The organism is Synechococcus sp. H70.2 (assembly GCF_047462275.1).
Taxonomy (GTDB): Bacteria; Cyanobacteriota; Cyanobacteriia; order Thermostichales; family Thermostichaceae; genus Thermostichus.
Genome location: NZ_JANSIU010000001.1, coordinates 408,546 through 424,558, shown reverse-complemented (window position 1 = coordinate 424,558; position 16,013 = coordinate 408,546). Strand labels below are relative to the sequence as shown.

General features: G+C 60.2%; 12 protein-coding genes. 6 read left to right on the top strand and 6 right to left on the bottom strand.

The features are described from left to right. Window positions 1-14: 14 nt before the first annotated feature. The 4 genes from NW822_RS02030 to nrdJ all read right to left on the bottom strand — a co-directional run bounded on the left by NW822_RS02030 (window position 15) and on the right by nrdJ (window position 7,639). A complete protein-coding gene (locus tag NW822_RS02030) occupies window positions 15-2,201 on the bottom strand; it encodes an argonaute PAZ domain-containing protein (RefSeq protein WP_414403342.1) in 2,187 nt (728 codons plus the stop codon). 60 nt (window positions 2,202-2,261) lie between these two features. Continuing rightward, complete coding sequence (locus NW822_RS02025; protein ID WP_414403341.1) at window positions 2,262-2,732, bottom strand: hypothetical protein; 471 nt, start codon at window positions 2,730-2,732, stop codon at window positions 2,262-2,264. A gap of 35 nt (window positions 2,733-2,767) precedes the next feature. Next, the gene (locus NW822_RS02020; RefSeq protein ID WP_414403340.1) at window positions 2,768-3,868 is read right to left on the bottom strand and encodes a hypothetical protein; all 1,101 of its coding nucleotides are present in this window, start codon (window positions 3,866-3,868) and stop codon (window positions 2,768-2,770) included. A gap of 183 nt (window positions 3,869-4,051) precedes the next feature. Continuing rightward, complete coding sequence (gene nrdJ / locus NW822_RS02015) at window positions 4,052-7,639, bottom strand: ribonucleoside-triphosphate reductase, adenosylcobalamin-dependent (protein WP_414403339.1); 3,588 nt, start codon at window positions 7,637-7,639, stop codon at window positions 4,052-4,054. A gap of 313 nt (window positions 7,640-7,952) precedes the next feature. On the opposite strand from nrdJ, the gene NW822_RS02010 reads away from it, so the two are divergent. The 3 genes from NW822_RS02010 (at window position 7,953) to NW822_RS02000 (ending at window position 11,872) form a co-directional block, all read left to right on the top strand. Further along, window positions 7,953-9,164: a site-2 protease family protein gene (locus NW822_RS02010; protein WP_414361917.1), complete on the top strand. Its 1,212-nt coding sequence runs from the start codon at window positions 7,953-7,955 to the stop codon at window positions 9,162-9,164. An 85-nt stretch (window positions 9,165-9,249) separates the two neighbouring features. Further along, window positions 9,250-10,557, top strand: coding sequence for a M16 family metallopeptidase (locus NW822_RS02005; protein WP_414403338.1), 1,308 nt, complete (start codon window positions 9,250-9,252; stop codon window positions 10,555-10,557). Further along, window positions 10,517-11,872 carry a M16 family metallopeptidase gene (locus NW822_RS02000; protein WP_414403337.1) on the top strand — a complete coding sequence of 452 codons (1,356 nt, stop codon included), beginning with the start codon at window positions 10,517-10,519 and terminating at the stop codon, window positions 11,870-11,872. Before NW822_RS02005 ends, NW822_RS02000 begins: the two co-directional genes overlap by 41 nt. An 86-nt stretch (window positions 11,873-11,958) precedes the next feature. Here NW822_RS02000 and NW822_RS01995 read toward each other — a convergent pair whose 3' ends face one another. After that, the gene (locus tag NW822_RS01995) at window positions 11,959-12,678 is read right to left on the bottom strand and encodes a DUF554 domain-containing protein (protein ID WP_414403336.1); all 720 of its coding nucleotides are present in this window, start codon (window positions 12,676-12,678) and stop codon (window positions 11,959-11,961) included. 158 nt (window positions 12,679-12,836) lie between these two features. Here NW822_RS01995 and NW822_RS01990 point away from each other — a divergent pair, with 158 nt between their 5' ends. Continuing rightward, window positions 12,837-13,361: a GNAT family N-acetyltransferase gene (locus NW822_RS01990; RefSeq protein ID WP_414361927.1), complete on the top strand. Its 525-nt coding sequence runs from the start codon at window positions 12,837-12,839 to the stop codon at window positions 13,359-13,361. A 3-nt stretch (window positions 13,362-13,364) separates the two neighbouring features. Further along, entirely contained in the window at window positions 13,365-14,075 is a 711-nt protein-coding gene (locus tag NW822_RS01985; protein WP_414403335.1) for an esterase/lipase family protein, read from the top strand. Here NW822_RS01985 and psb29 read toward each other — a convergent pair. After that, window positions 14,072-14,791, bottom strand: a complete 720-nt coding sequence (psb29, locus tag NW822_RS01980) for a photosystem II biogenesis protein Psp29 (protein ID WP_414403334.1) — start codon at window positions 14,789-14,791, stop codon at window positions 14,072-14,074. The two genes, NW822_RS01985 and psb29, sit on opposite strands and share 4 nt — an antisense overlap. Before the next feature lie 97 nt (window positions 14,792-14,888). Between psb29 and proB the strand changes: the two genes are divergently transcribed. Next, complete coding sequence (proB, locus tag NW822_RS01975) at window positions 14,889-16,004, top strand: glutamate 5-kinase (protein ID WP_414361935.1); 1,116 nt, start codon at window positions 14,889-14,891, stop codon at window positions 16,002-16,004. Window positions 16,005-16,013: the final 9 nt, after the last annotated feature.

Genomic DNA, 16,013 nt, shown 5'->3' with positions numbered 1-16,013 from the left:
CTAGCAGGGCCAAGCTAGACGGCAATTAACTTCTGGCGATCTATGCTTTGCAGGACATTGAAGATGTTGCTGCCAAGGCGCTGGAACTCCTTGCCGCTTTTGTCAGCAAAATGGAGTACCCAGGGAAGCCTGCAGGCTTGGAATCCACTGGCAGGATGAAGTTGAGAAAGGTGATAAGTCTGTAGAGCCAAGACCTCCAAAGGCGTACTGCCATATTCGTGGACAACTCGCAGGGGCCTTGCGCTGCCAATAGAGCCTGCGCCTTTTCTGCTAATGGGCTCGCTTGTTACCAGAGTAAATGACTTTCGCGAGTAGTCGAAAACAACGGTGCCTATTTTGGCGTCTTTGTACTTACCTTTTCCTTCTTCTACCCCCACTCTTCCTGTACCGCTTTTGCGTATGCCAACAATATCCACAGCAATCTTTTCTTTTTCTAGCTCCTCAATTGTTCTACTAAATTCGCCTCCTTGAACTAAACCATCCCTCATCAAGAGAACCTTGCTGGGATAGCGACGAAGCTTGTCATGAAACTTATTGACAAGTTTGGACACAGTTTGATAAATTGCGTCCCCGGAGAAGGTTTCTCCTCTCTGCACAGCAGGCAGCTCCCAACCTAAGCTCTGCCCATCGGCCAGCACAGCAAAAGCAGAGGCTCCGTAGTATAGCTGCCGATTAGTGCCCACATCAAAGCCAATGATTAGCTCAGGGCGTTCAGGATGGTCGAGGGGTTCCAGGAGTACCGGCTGCCATGCTGCCTTACACAGAAGCCCTAGGACGACGTTTAGGGCTTTGTAGGGATCAGCGCCAGGGATCATAAACTGAGTCGCTATCCCCGCTTCAAGGGCCTCCATGCGGATCTTTTGCTTGCGCTCATTGGGCGACCAGGGCATGACAACCAAAACAGTTTTGATCCCTTGCTCAGCCCAGTGTTGCCAGAATCTTTTTCGGGCAAGATCGCCTTCAGGCAAGTCTTGCTGAGTGGCATAGAAGCCCAGTTCAACTTCTACTCCGCTTTTTTGGGCTACCTCAAGCAAGCACTTGCGCACTTCGCTGGGATACTCTTGCCTGTCGTCGGAGAGGTTTAGGCATCCAAACTTAGTCTCGCCTACTTTTGCACATCCGTGATACCTAACCCGAGCAGGATTTTGAACTTGCTTGCGACCCGATCCCAATAGCTTTGGCTTGGGCAGGATGTAGCCCTTGGCCTTGAAGGGCTCAACTTCCAGCTTGGGAGGGTTGTAGACATTCTCTATAAGAGACTTTGCAGTCTTTTCAGACTCTTGCAATCGTTTCTCTAGGCTTTTTCTAACATGCTTGATAACACGGTCGATAACTTTGCTGCTAGAACCTTTGTTACCTTCTAGACTGGCCAGCATTTCCAAGGTTAAAACAGGCGATAGCCTTCGAGACAGATGGGGCAAACGCTTTTGCTTTGAAGCTACTTCGACTACCCAAGAGCTTTCCACTTCCTCTCTAGGTGCATTGTACTTCTGTAAATGGTACTCTGCCAGACTCATGTTCAGTTCTGGCAACCGAATCTCCCACGGCAACTGATTGGAAAGAATACCCAGATACTCCCAGATCTCGCGTTTACCGTATGTATTCCGAACCCACTTGATTGGGATATCTGGATAGTTTTCCAGCCATTCATGCAAAGTCCACGGCGTGTAGAGGCGGTGATGAATATCGACTTCTAAGTAAAGCTTTCCATCTGGTTCGACAGCAACATCTATCGCTCTCCCTCTGTGGATTTCCCAGCCATCTCCGGAAAGTTCTACCCCTTCCTGAGCAGTGATCCACCAGAGCAGGCCTCCTCCTATCAATTCAACTGCAGTTTTGGTGTACAGAGATCTAAGGCGCGACTCTATCCTCTTGCGCTCAAAGCTTTCGAGGGCGCTTCTTTCTTGAGCATTGGCACAGGTTAGAACCCTAAGCCCACACTCTTCTAACTCCCATTCTGTTGTTTTGAGCTGGCTGGGCGAGACTCTTTCCCGTGTGATAATGCGACTCCCCAAACGAACGGCTATTACACCCAGCCGATTGCAAACCTTAGCAATAGCTTTCTGCTCTTCTCCTGGCTCCGGAAGTGGGTTTGGCCTACAGGCGTACTCATAAAAGGTGAGGTCTTCCTGAGCTAGCTCCTTGACAAAGAAGCGATTGAGTATAACTTCAACTGACTGGTTCTGGTGAAGCAGGCTCATTGGTGGATTCTTCGTCACCTTTCCAGGATAAGCCCTAGCTCCTCGCTCAAGATCCCCAGCTCAAGGACGAAACAGCTCCGGTGGGGCCAGGTCATAGCTAAACGCCTCGGCTTCAAAGTGGCCGCTCATGCCCACCACTTGCCATTCAGCGCTGCGATTTCCTTGGCGGAAGCGCAACCGCTGCGCCCGCAGGGGCACCACCTGGATGACCTCGGCTGGAAACGCCTGGTACTCCCCCAGGTACTGCCGGGGATCCGGCGGCAGGTCGGCACTGCTTTCGATTTGAATCCAAAACACCCGCCCCGCCTGGTTGCCGTAGGCCCGGATCTGCTCTTGGCCTTGGTAGTGCTCCACGCCCCGTAGCCGCTGCCGCCCTACCTGCATAGACTTAGCCCACTCCGGCAAGGGATCCCCCAAACTAATGGACCAAGCCGGCCCGCCCAATCCCAGCCAACCCAACAGCAACAGAACCCAGACCCAGGGCCAGCAGCGTGGCCTTCTACGTGCAGGGATCCCCTCCTGGGCAAACATTGGTTTCCTCCACAATTCAACTCAAGGCCTTGATCTCAACGTAGGCGAAAGCCAATCCGCCCCCTTGCAATATCAAAGGCAACGTCGGCGTTGAAAAACAGGGGCATGCCCAACAGTTGCACTCTCTGGTTGCCGTTCACAAAGATCCGATCCCGGCTGGGCGTTACCGGAAAGCCCACCCGAATGCGGTAGTCAAATGCCCCCTCCAGGACGGCGCGCCATTCCGACCCGGGGGGCAGGGTTGCGGTGGAAAAGGGAGGGGATCCCAACAGGCGAACGTTGAGGAAGATGTCGGAGGCGCCGCTGTCAAATAGGGTGGGACTGAGGACATTTTGAATAGAGGTATTGCTGATGCTGTAGGCCACCTGCAGGGCTTCATCCCGCCAGATGGGCGTGCCATTGGGAAAGCTTCCCACCTGAGGCAGTTGCCGGAAATTGAAACCAGCGGTGTTGGCCTCCGTCAGGCCGAGGGTGAAAAGGCCTTGCACAGAGTCGAACCCACCTGTTTGGAGGATGTACCCAGAACCCAAATTGCCCGGCAGGCGAGGAAGGGGGCTAAACAAGTTGGCATCGGGGCTGCGCTCGTCTAGGGAGGTGCCAAGGATCCCAGTAAAGGGCCGCCCTGGTCCAAATAGGTTGTCGGAGCAGGTGGCCACCAGACCCTCCACACAGGTAATTTGGTCAATCAACTGAATCGTTACCGGCTCTTGACTTTGGATCCCGCCCAAGCCAAAGGGAGCGCGGGCCAGCACTCCGATAAATTGTGTGCCATCAGCAAAGGTTACTGTGGAAGGGATCCCTGTCCGCTCCAGGCCAAGGCGGCCTGCTGCTGACGATAAGATGCGCAGCCCTGCCGAGCCGGTGTCCAGTAACACCTCGGCCTCCCCTCCTGCCACTTCCACCCTCAAGCTCAGCAACTTAAAGCGGCTGTTGCCCAAAGTGCGCACCGTCAGAGGGATCGACTGGCTGCCCGGCTCAGGCGGAGGCGGGAGCAATCCAGGAGGGGAGGTCCCAGAGCCCTTGGGGCCAGAACAGGCGATCCCCAGCAGCACCACCAGCGCCAGCACCAGCCCCCCCAGCCTGCGCCGGATTTCCCTCGCCCAGGCTTTCCTTTGGAGCCGCTCTCCTGTCTGCATCAGATCCCACTCCCCCAGCCAGCAAACGCTTGGGCAGGGAAAACCCGACTGTGCCCAGCGCCCCTGCCCTGCCGATGGGGCTGCCAAGGCGCGCACGGCTATCCCAGCCAAGAACAGTGTAGCCAGGGCCGGCTAGCGGAGAAGGGGCAACAGCACCCAGCTTGGGCGGGATTCCCCCTTCTGCTAACGGGACGGGTTCTCGCTCTGCGGGCTAGCCTCCGGCATCAGACAGCCGAGAGCATCACACCCTGCCGGCCCCTCTGCCATGAGGGCGAGGTTGCGGTCATAGCGCGCCAGGGCCTCGTAAAAGTTGTCGGTTTTTCGTCTTTGCTTGACCTCAGCCATCAGCCGTTCATAGGTGGCTTTGTCAATTTTCTCAAAGGGCAAGCGGGGGAAGGGAGCGTCGAAGCGCGCCAACAGCGCTGCGCTAATGTACCCCTCGTCGTCGCGGATGGCCTCGTAAATGCGGGATCCCAGCGCCTCGATCTCGTCCTCCCGCAGCTCGATGGTGGCTGAGGTGTTGTGGGTAGTGTAGTACTTTTGCACCTGCATGTAGAAGTCAAACTGGGCCAGGGCAGAGAAGCGCTCAATCTCAATCTCCTCGGCGCCGGGCAAATTGGCCCACTCCACCTCCACCGGCAGCTCCACCAGCCACTCGGTACAGCGGGGATCAAAGGGATCGTTGAGCAGGTTGCCGTTTTCGTCCTTGTCCGCCTGGGCGGGCACTACCGAGTAACCATAGTCCAGACAGGCGAGGGCCACGGGGTCGTTTTTGGCAAAGGTGATGCGGCGGATGTAGCGCTGGGCCTTGGGCGGGTGCCAGCCGGGCGAGGCGTTGGTGAGCAGGGACTTGGTGCCAGCGGGCTGAACAGTGGTGCAGCGGTTGGGACGGCGCAACCCGTGGCGGTCGCAGTAGTCCCAGACCACGCGGTGGACAACCTCCTTCCAAAAGCTGAGGTATTCCCGCTCCTGTTGCTTAAACTCCCGCCCCAGGGGCGTGTCCGGCCTCCCCTTCTGCCACCAGCGCAGCCAGTCCACCCCAAAGGCTTTGACGCAAAAGTCAAACAGCCCCGTAAACGAGACGCCGACGATGGGATCCCACTCCCGCGAGCGCTGGAAGCGGGGCTCGACAAAGCGATGGTGCAATAGCGCCGCCGCCGTCAGGGCCCCGGCTGTGAAGGCCTCCTCTTGTTCCTGGCGGTTGTGGGGATCCAGCCGGTTGAGGTGGATCTCAGCCAGGTTGCAGTGGAAGTCGCATCCAATGATCTCGCCGCAAGGGTTTAACCCATACCGCCGCAGCCGATGCTCCAGTTCAGCCTCAGGCAGGGTTGGCCAGTGGTGTTTTAGCCAGCGTCGAGCTTCCTCTGGGCCCTGGGAAGCATAGATGTTGAGGAAGGTCTGTTTCAATTCTGGAGTGGCGAGCAGGTCGGCATTGGCCCGCGCCACAGCTTCCCCCGCCCACTGGATGGCTCCCTCGCCGGAGTAAAACTGCTTGCGCACTGCCGCAATGCACTCTTCTCGCGTTGGCTTGCGGTGGAACACACGCGTGTGATTGGCCATGCGCAGGGCATCCCGCTCCGGGTCAATTCTCCAGTTGCCCTGCTCGTCCTGCTGCCAGAGGTTGTCCTTGGCGCTGGATCCCAGCTCGTCGTCGGCGGCAAATTGGCGCATGCCCGCGCTGTTGTGGGTGAGATAGCCATTGCAGTAAAAGCAATGGGCCTCTTCGACTTCAATGTCGTAGGTTCGTACCCAGTCATGGCTGCCTAGGCCCTTAACTGTAACGGGGATATCCAAATCCAACCCCGACTCAGCCAAGTATCGTTCATAGTTGGCTTCGACCGACCGAGCTCCTTGGCAGCCCATGCCGCGCATCTCAGTGTAGCTGTATACTTCCTGCAGCAGGGAGCCCGGAATCGTAAAGCCATGCGTCTCCAGCCCTTGGGGCAACTTCCCTTTAGCTGAGTAGGGAGCCACCAAGGCGTTGTACCGATCCTTGAATGCCGGCAGGGTAAGGCTGTATTGAACCTGCCAGTTCTCCTGCTGGGGGGGGAGGATTTTGAGTCGGCCTGCAATACCCAGACTGGAGAGCACAGCCCCCACTTGCAGGGCAAAGGAGCGGTGGACAGTTGTCAGCAATTGGGGGGGATGACTACGGGTTGACCCATCGCTGTCGATAAGGCCTGCCAGGTAAGCTGACCGTACCTCAACGGTGCCGCGCAGGATAAAGTCGGGAACTTGCAGGGGTTGCTTTGGTTTCTTGATGTGCCGCTCGAAATACTCCGCCAGCGGGATGCAGGAACACACAAACTTTGCCCCGTTCTCCCCTGGCCCATAGCTGCAGGTAGCTGTCAGCCCGAAGGCGGCTAGCGCCTGCTCCAGCTTAGCTTGGAGACGGGAAAGCAGCTCGGGATCCAGGGTATTGGCACTCCACTCCAGGTGACCGTAGGGCTTGCCGTGGAGATCGCGCCCCAGCGCAACATACCCACCCCCCTGGGTAAACCCAATGAGCCAGGCCACCTCTGGCGTCAGGGGCGGGATGTGCAGGGGCTTTGCGGTGGGGCTTTGGCTTGGACGAGATGCCGTAAAGTCCTCAGGGAGATGGGTAATGGTGCCGGGGAGAACTTGGGTGTTGTGCAGCAGACGATCCCCTTCGACTAACTCGTGGGTACTTTTCCATGCGATGTTCCCCCGAGCGTCTGCCAAAACCGCATGGCGGTGGTTCAAAGTTGAAAAGAAAGGAAGGGCATTGGTCTCTATTTCGTAAACTTCTTGGATCCCTTGGTCAAACTTGTTGACCACCCGACGAAACCCAAGGGGGGTCTGAACCCAATCGCCTACCTGCACATCCTTGATGGGCACCAGACCTTGTGAGGTGTGCACCAAGGCGTTTTCAGGTAAGCACCGCCGAATGTTCCCCGCCACAATCGTCACCGCCGCCTCGTCGATGAGCAGGCAGCACTCCACCGAGTTCAGTTGTCTGCCCACCGCTTTGTTAAGGATGGCGGCGCAGCGCTCGTAGAGGCCGGGCAGCTTGATGGGGTTGGCCACCCCCCCAAACCCCTGTAGCCGCTCGCCGGCAGGGCGGACATCGCTCAAGTCCACCGTCACCTGGACCTCGCCGCCCAAGCTGGGATCCGCCGCCAGCTCCAGCAGCGCCTGGTAGGACTCCACCCAGCCCCGCCGGCTATCCCCCACCTGGATGTGCACCCGGGATCCCTGCCGCTGGATGCGGGTGTGCTCCTGCCGCTGCTCTCGGGGGGTGGCGCCAATGGATCCCACCACCTGGACCTGTAGGCGGTTGAGGATGGGGGGCAACTGGCTGATGAACTGGGGCTCCAGCACCGCCCCTGTGCCACAGCCCATCATGGCCAGATCCATCATCAAGCCAAAGGAGGGCCAGTCGACCACGGTGAGGCTGGTGCAGTTGTAGGCGCCGGAGTAGTTTTCCGGCTTTTGGATCCACGCGGTGCCCATCACCCACAGGGCCCGACCCGAGATCAACGCCTTCAACTGCCGCTGCAGACGTTCCACCAGCTCCCGCTCCTGGGGAGTGAAGCGTCCTAGGCGGGCAATATCGGCCAGGCTGCGATCGCAGACGTCGCTCCAAGTCTCGCGGCTGCCATCCGGGCGCCGCCGACTGTAGGTGCGGTAGAACACTGGAGCGGCCGTCGGAGCGGTTGCTGGGAACTCGCCCCCAGAACCCAGCGCTTGCCCTTGTGGCAAGGGCACTGCTTTGCTCTGTTCGCTTGAGCAAGACGAAATCGACACCATAGAGCCACACCCCTCCTGCAAAGCTGCCCGTGGAGTCCGACGAGAATTTTCCTTGCCGGCCAGGGCCGTCCCAGAGGAGCTGCCCGACCCGCCGGCCATCCAAATGCCCAACTAGGCTACCACAATCATCAAGGGGCAGGGGGTGTCGTGGGCTCTGGCTATCTTCCCCAGCTAGGGTGGGGGCAGGCGGGGGATCCGTTACCAAGCCCTGGAAAGGGCTAGAGTGGAAAGGAAGGGATCCCCAACGGAAGGGTTACCTGCTGTCTTAGAAACTGTGCCCCTTGGGCAAAAGCTGTGTAGGGAGTTGAGGGCTATGACCAGTCGCCTGCGCATTGGGAGTTTGTGGGGGATCCCCCTCTTCCTGGACTACACCTGGTTTCCAGCGGCTGTGTTGCTGGTGCTCTCCTATGGCCTGGTGACGGCGCTAGGGCTGTTTCTCTCCTTGCTGGCCCATGAGTTGGCCCATAGCTTGGTAGCCCGCGCCTATGGAGTCCGGGTGAGTTCCATCACGCTGTTTATCTTTGGCGGCATGGCGGCCATCGAGCGGGAAGTTCCTCGCCCCCTGGGCGCCTTTTGGGTGGCCCTGGCAGGGCCCCTCCTCAGCTTGGGCTTGTTTGTCCTCTTGAGCGTGGCCGGAGCTTGGATGGGGCCAGGATCGCCGCTAGTCTCAACCCTCGCCAGCTTGGCTGCCATCAACCTAATGATTGCCCTGTTTAATCTGCTGCCAGGTTTGCCCCTAGATGGGGGGCAGATGCTCAAAGCGGCCATCTGGGCTTGGACAGGGGATCGGCAAAAGGGCATGCTCTGGGCGGCTAGATCTGGCCAAGGAGTGGGCTGGGGCTTAGTAGGCCTAGGTCTGCTGGTGGTATTTTGGGGAAGCCTCAACGGCCTTTGGGTGGGGCTAATCGGCTTGTTTATTTTAAACAGCGCCCGTCGCTATGAGCAGTATGCGCAACTGCAGCGGGTGTTGGCCCGCCTGAAGGCCGCAGACGTCATGAGCCGCCGGTTTCGCGTCCTGGATGCAGGCATGAGCCTGCGGGAGTTTGTCGATCGCTACCTGGTTCCCGCTTCCCTCCAGCCAGAGGCAGGAGGGGGAGTTCAAGAAGTGTACTTTGCCGAGGAGGACGGTCGCTACCGGGGCCTGGTGAGGCCGGAACTGCTCAACGACATCGAGCGCAGCCAGTGGGATCACCTCACCCTCAAGGCCATTCTTAAGCCAATGGAGCAACTGCAGGGGGTACGAGAGGAGACCCCTCTCCTCCAGGTGATGCAGATGATGCGCCAGGCGGAACCCCGTCGCGTCTTGGTCTTCACCCCCAGCGGCGCCATTGCCGGCTTGATCGACCGCGGCGATGTGGTAGCGGTAGCGGCGCGGGAGCTGGGGGTAGATCTGCCCCAGGAGGTGGTGCAGCGGCTGCGCGACAGCGAAGAATGGCCCCCGGGCTTCCAAGTGGAAGAAAGCCTAGACGAAGGATCCCCCAGCTTTTCGTGGCCAGGAGCAACGGATACCCCTTCCAAGACCTAGAGAAATGACCCCTCCCTGGAGTATTCCAGGCGCGGACGGGGGTTGTCTTGCTAAAATTAAGTTTGTTCTCTATCAATTAAGAATTTTGAGCCGCCTACCTCGTCTTCTGCCTGCTTACACCCATCGCTTAAACAGCGGGCTGCGCGTTATTCTTCACCCCGTTCCCATTGCCGAGTCGGCTACTGTGGACGTCTGGGTACAGACAGGCGGGCGCAACGAGCCGCCGCAGTGGCTGGGCATCTCCCACTTTCTCGAGCACATGGTTTTTAAGGGCAGCGAGCGGCTGGCCCCCGGTGAGCTGGATCGCGCTATTGAAGGGCGGGGAGGCATCACCAACGCTGCTACTGGCCAGGATTACACCCACTACTACATGACAGTAGCTGCCGCCGATCTGCCGGAGACTCTGCCCTATCTGGCAGAGGCGGTGTTGCGGGCTGGGATCCCGCCCGAGGAGGTGGAACGGGAGCGCCAGGTGGTTTTGGAGGAAATTCGCCGCGCTGCTGACGACTTGGGGTACATCACCTACCAGCTTCTCATGGAAACTGCCTACGGGGAGGAGCACCCCTATGGGCGACCAGTGCTGGGCAGGCCGGAAACCCTGAGGCAACTGACCCCAGAGCTGCTGCGCGCCTACCACCGCGGCTGGTACCGACCCGAATACATGACAGTGGTGGTGACGGGAGGCATCGACCCTGAGCAGACGCTGGCGCTAGTGGAAAAGGAGTTTGGCGGCCCCGCCCGTGGCCCTGCCTGGACAAGGCCCCCAATCTCGCCTCAGCCCCACCCGCAGGGGATCCTGCGCCGCGAGAGCACCCATGTCCGCCTAGAGCAGGCCCGTCTAAAATTGGCCTGGCCCACAGTTAGCCTCGACGCCTGGGAGCAAGTTTGCGGCCTGGAGCTGTTGGCTGCCGTGCTGGGGGATGGCCGTACTTCGCGGCTGGTGCATCTGCTGCGGGAACAGCGGGGCTGGGTGAGGGCTATCGGCTGCTCTTCGCTGGTGCTGAAGGAGGGGGGGCTCTTTTGCATCAGCGCCCAACTGGAGGTAGAGGATTTGCCACGGGTGGAGGCAACCCTCCTGCACGAGATCGAGAAGTTGCAGCAGGATGGCATCGGCCAAGCGGAGCTGGAGCGCGCTCGGCGCATGCTGACCCACGAACTTCTCTTCTCCGCCGAGTCCCCCAGCCAACTGGCAAGTCTCTACGGCTACTACGAGACCCTGGTCGGGGTGCAGCGCCTCCAGGAGTACCTGGAGCTGTTGCAAGCGTTTACCCCAGCGCAAATCCGCGAGCTGGCTCAGCAGTACCTCTCTCCTGAGGCTTACGTGGTGGCTCTGCTTAAGCCAGCTGCCTCTAATGCTGCCGCGGCTTCGGAGCTCCAACTGGCCTGCCGTTGATGGCCCTTCCGTCTTGGATCCCTTGCCCCTAATGAGCTCCACCCTGCTTGCCACGCAACGTAGCCGTTTACAGCGCCTCCACCTGGGCAACGGTATCACGCTGCTGTTGGGCCAGAACCCGACGGTGGAGATCCTGGCCGCCCACTGTTTTTTTCGTGGCGGCAGCCGGGTAGAGCAGCCGCAGCAGGCGGGCTTGAGCCACTTGCTGGCCGCTGTCCTCACCAAGGGCACTCGGCAGCGCAACTCCCAAGCTATTGCCGCTTGGGTGGAATCGTTGGGAGCTTCCCTTTCTGTAGACAGCGCTGCTGATCATTTCGAGGTTGGCCTGCGCTGTGTAGCGGAGGACTTTCCGGAGCTGTTGCAGTTGCTGGCGGAGATCCTCCGGGATCCCAGCTTTCCCGAGGCGGAGGTGGCGCGGGAGCGGGAGCTGATGCTGCAGGCCATTCGCGCCCAGCAGGAACGGCCCTTTAACCTGGCCTGGGATCAGGTGCGGCAGGCCCTCTATAGGGATCACCCCTACGCCCTGCCGGGGTTGGGACGACTGGAGACGGTGGGATCCCTGACCCGCGAGGATTTGCTAGCCTACCACAGCACCTACTGCCGCCCGGAGGGAATGGTGATGGCGGTAATTGGCCCAGAGCCACCGGAGACGATGGCAGCCCAAGTGGAAGCTGTCCTGGGAGATTGGGTGAGCGCTGGCCCCCCTGCCCCCGATCCCACTCTGCCTCTGCCCCCCTTGGAGAAGCCGCAACTGCGAAAGCTCTCCCAACCCACCCAGCAGACAACGATCGTGCTTGGCTTTCGCGGCTCCCCTGCCTCTTCTGCGGATTATCCCGCCCTGAAGCTACTGGCCACCTACCTGGGCAGCGGCCTGTCCAGCCGTCTTTTTGTCGAGCTGCGGGAGCGCGGCGGCCTGGCCTACGAGGTCTCCGCCTTCTTTGCCACCCGTCGGGATCCCGCCCCTTTTGTGGCTTACCTGGGCACGGCAGCAGAGAACACTCCCGTGGCGCTGGAGCGCCTGCAAGCAGAGATCCAGCGCCTCCACGACACCCTCCTGAGTAGCGAGGAAGTGGAGATGGCCCAGCGCAAGCTTTTGGGCCAATATGCCCTTAGCAAACAGACCAACGCCCAAGTGGCGCAACTGGCCGGCTGGTACGAGATTTTGGGGTTGGGCATGGAGTTCGACCAGCAGTATTTGCAGAGGGTGAGGCAGCTTACCCCTGCCCATCTCCAGCAGGCTGCAAAAACCTACCTGGTCAACCCAGCTATTGCCCTGGTGGGGCCGGAAGAAGCTTTGGCAAAAGTTGAGCTGTAGGTGGGTGCCCCAAGACAGGCTGCTGCCTCGCGTGATCAACGACGCCACCTTTGCCGCTGCCAGCCCCCAGCTCCCCCACCAGTCCCCTAGAGGTTGAGATCCCAGAGGGGGAAAAATCCCACCAGCAGTTCCACAATGACCAAAGCCGGCAGCAGGTTGGCCACCCGTAGGCGGGCCAGGCCCAGTAGATTAATGCCAATACCCAGGATGAGGAGCCCCCCGGTCGCTTCCAAGGCGGCCAGCAGGTCTGGGCGCAACAGCGGCTGCAGTTGGTGGGCCAGCAGGGCCACGCCCCCCTGAACCAAGAGCACCGGCAGGGCGGAAAACAGTGTGCCCCAGCCCAGGCTGGCGGTAAAAGCTAGGGTGGCAATGCCATCCAAGGCGGCTTTGACCAAAAGCAGGGAGGGATCCCCCAAGCCATCCTCAATGGCGCCCAGCAGGGTCATGGGGCCGACCACAAACAGGAGGGTGGTGGTCACAAAGGCGCGAGCAATAGGGCTGGGGCCTAGCCAGCGACTGACCTGCTTTTCCAGGGCCTGCCCCAGCCGCTCAAAGGCAGCCTCGAGGTCGATCCCCTCCCCCAGCAAAGCCCCCCCGATCAGGGCTAGCAAAACTGTTACTGCTTGGGCAGCGCTGCTGAGGGTGAGGGCCATCTGGATCCCCAAGACCAACACCAGGGATCCCATAGCTTGTAGCAGGGTTTGGCTCATGCGCTCTGGCAAACGGCGGCCCAGCACCCAGCCAAGGCCACTGCCCACGAGGATGGCAAGGGCGTTGACGAGGGTGCCGGTGCCGGGGAGAGCCATAGGACGTTCTCGCTGGCCAGACTGGATTATAAGTCTCCCTATGGGTCTCTTCCAAGCCGGCACGGCAGCCGCTGAGCAGACGGGCCGCTTCTGCTGCCGATCCCAGCTATACTGAGGACAGGCTCACAAAGGTGGGCTTTTGCCCCACTGCAATTCCAATGGGTTTTTGGAAAGGGCTGTTTGGGTCAGCAGGGGCCGCTGCCACCAAAGCGTCACCGCCAACGGCTACACCCGCCCCTCGCCAGGAAACGGTGGCGGTGGGAGGGGAAACTATTGTCTTTAGCCTGGATCCCAACATAGATGTGTACGAGCTAGAAGAGCTTTGCGATGCGGTAGGGTGGTCGCGTCGCCCCATCCACAAAGTTAAGAAAGCCCTGCAGCATAGTTTTCTAGTGGTGTCGATGTGGCAGCAGCGGGGCAGCTACCGTCGCCTCATCGGCTTTGCCCGCGCCACCTCTGACCATGCCTTCAATGCCACCATCTGGGATGTGGTGGTGCATCCTGAGTTTCAGGGCCGAGGGCTGGGCAGGCGGCTAATGGAAAAGGTAATCCAGGAGTTGCGCGCCCAGGACATCAGCAACATCACCCTTTTCGCCGACCAGGGAGTAGTCAGCTTCTACGAGCGGCTGGGCTTTACACCCGACCCAGAGGGGATCAAGGGCATGTTTTGGTACCCGCGCTAGCCCATGGCTGCTCTGCCCACGGTGATCCTGCCCGGCTACTTGGCAGGTGCCTCAGAGTACGAGCCTTTGCGTCAGGAGCTGGAGGCCCGCGGCTATGCAGCCCGGGTGGTGCCCCTGCAGGTGTACAGTTGGTTTCCCACGCTGGGGGGAAGGCCCGTCACCCCCATCTTGCGGGCCCTCCAGGCCACTATCCAACGCACCCAGGCCGAGTTTGCAGTTGACCGGGTTAACTTGGTGGCCCACTCCGCTGGCGGCTGGATTGCCCGCATCTACCTGGGATCCGTGCCCTACGGGGGGCAGGTGTGGCAGGGGCGAGAGCACGTTGCCACCCTCATCAGCCTGGGATCCCCTCACACCAGCCGGGAACGCTGGACAAGGCGTAACCTGGACTTTGTTAACACCCACTACCCGGGGGCCTTCTGGCCGCAGGTCAAGTACGTCTGTGTGGCCGGCAAGGCCATTCAAGGGCGCCGCCTAGGCCTGGGATCCCTGTGGCGGCAGGAGCATTATCTGGCTTGGCTGGCCTACAACAGCTACCGGCTTACCGCCGGCCAGGGGGAGCTGTGGGGAGATGGCATCACTCCCATTGAGGCTGCCCATCTGGCAGGGGCCATCAACCTCACCATTCCCGACTGTCACCATTCTGGCCGCGGTGGGCGGCGCTGGTACGGCTCGCCAGAGGTAGTAGATAGCTGGATTGCCTATTTGGTCTAGCTACTGGGCTTGCTGGAATCGGCAGGGGAGCTGCTAGGCAGGGAGGCAGCCGATTGACGGCGTTCCTGTTGACGCCGGGCCGCTTTTACCATCTCCTCCACAACAGCCCGCGCCTGCTTCAGGCGGTCCAAGTTGCTGCGGTAGAGCTCTAGGTCTTTTCTCACCCTCTCTGGGGAAAAAGGCAGCTTACCAATAAGCTCCTCCAAAAAGCGGCGGGTGCGTTCTTCGGGATCTTTGTAGAGGGAGGCAGCAACTGCCTCATAGGCTGTGTAGAGGCCAACTGCCAAAACCCGACTGTAGGCATAGGGAGGCTGGGTCATGCGCTGCAAAATGGCCTTGAGCCCGCCCACATCCTCCGCCTCCGGTTTGAGACAGAGCAGGTTGTAGCGTTGCTGGGGATCCCCACTGCGCAGGAGCTCCAGGAGGTCGTGGGCATTCTTGCGCACCACCTCCGGCTTGAGGTGGAGTGCCTTACAGAGGGCAGTGAAGATGGCCTCACGCTGCTCTGGAGGATGGTAAGCTTCCATCAGCCCGTTGTAGAGGGTAACCAAACCCAGGGCAAAAAAGGGGTCGTAGACAAAGGCGCTGTTGACAGTGGTTAGGTGCAGCTCCACCAGCAACTCCTCCACTGCCCGGCGATAGGCAGGGTGGAGGGGGCGGGGGTAGGCGCTCAAAAAGGCAGCCTTAGTGGCCGAAAAGGTGCGGACAGGATTCACAGGCAGAGAGCGGGAGGCAGACCTATAATATTTTCCCTCGGAGCGACCCCAAGGGCAAGCCAGGCCTAAGGTTTCGGGGTGGGAGGAGTATTGAACTATGGCAGCTACAGGGGGGACGATTGTCGTAAAAATTGGCACCTCCAGCCTGACGGATCCGCAAACGGGCTCACTGCGCCTTTCCGTGCTGGGGCCCCTCGTGGAGGTGCTGACGCGGCTGCGCAACCAAGGCTACGCCGTGATCCTCGTCTCCTCCGGAGCAGTGGGAGTGGGCTGTGCCCGCCTGGGCTTGCGCCAACGGCCAACAGCAATCGCGGAAAAACAGGCGGTGGCGGCGGTGGGCCAGGGACGGCTGATCCGCCTGTACGATGATCTCTTCTCCGCTCTCAACCAACCCATTGCTCAGGTGCTGCTTACTCGCGGCGACTTCGTGGAGCGCAGCCGCTACGTGAACGCCAATCGCACCTTTACCCAACTGCTGCAGATGGGAGTTATCCCCATTGTTAATGAAAACGATACCGTGGCGGTGGAGGAGCTGAAGTTTGGCGACAACGATTCCCTCTCAGCCTTGGTAGCCAGCATGGTGCAGGCCAAGTGGCTAATCCTCCTCACCGACGTAGACAGGCTCTACTCAGCCGATCCCCACCGCGATCCCTCCGCCGAGCCTATTGAGCGGGTGGAGCACGGGATGCCTTTACGGGTCAAGGCGGAAGCCCAAGGCAAAAGTGGCTGGGGCACGGGCGGCATGGCCACCAAGCTTACTGCTGCTCAAATTGCCACCTCTGCCGGCGTGACGGTGGTAATCACCAATGGCAAGCGGCCCGACCAGATCCCGGCCATCTTGGCTGGCGAGCCCATTGGCACCCGCTTCGAGCCAGCTCCCCAGCCTGTTAGCGCCCGCAAGCGGTGGATTGCCTACGGCCTTATCCCTGAGGGATCCCTCACCCTGGACGAGGGGGCAGTGCGGGCAGTCTGTGAGCAAGGGCGATCCCTGCTGCCGGCAGGGATCGTAGAAGTTTCCGGCGACTTTGAGGCAGGAGCTGCCGTGCGCCTGTGTGATCCCAGCGGGCGTGAGGTAGGCAGGGGCCTAGTCAACTACAGCGCCGAGGAACTGCGGCGCATCAAGGGCAAAAAAACTGCCGAGATCCCCTACATCTTGGGCTACGAAGGGGTGGATACCGCCGTCCATCGCGACAACCTAGCCCTGCTGGATTGACCTACTTTC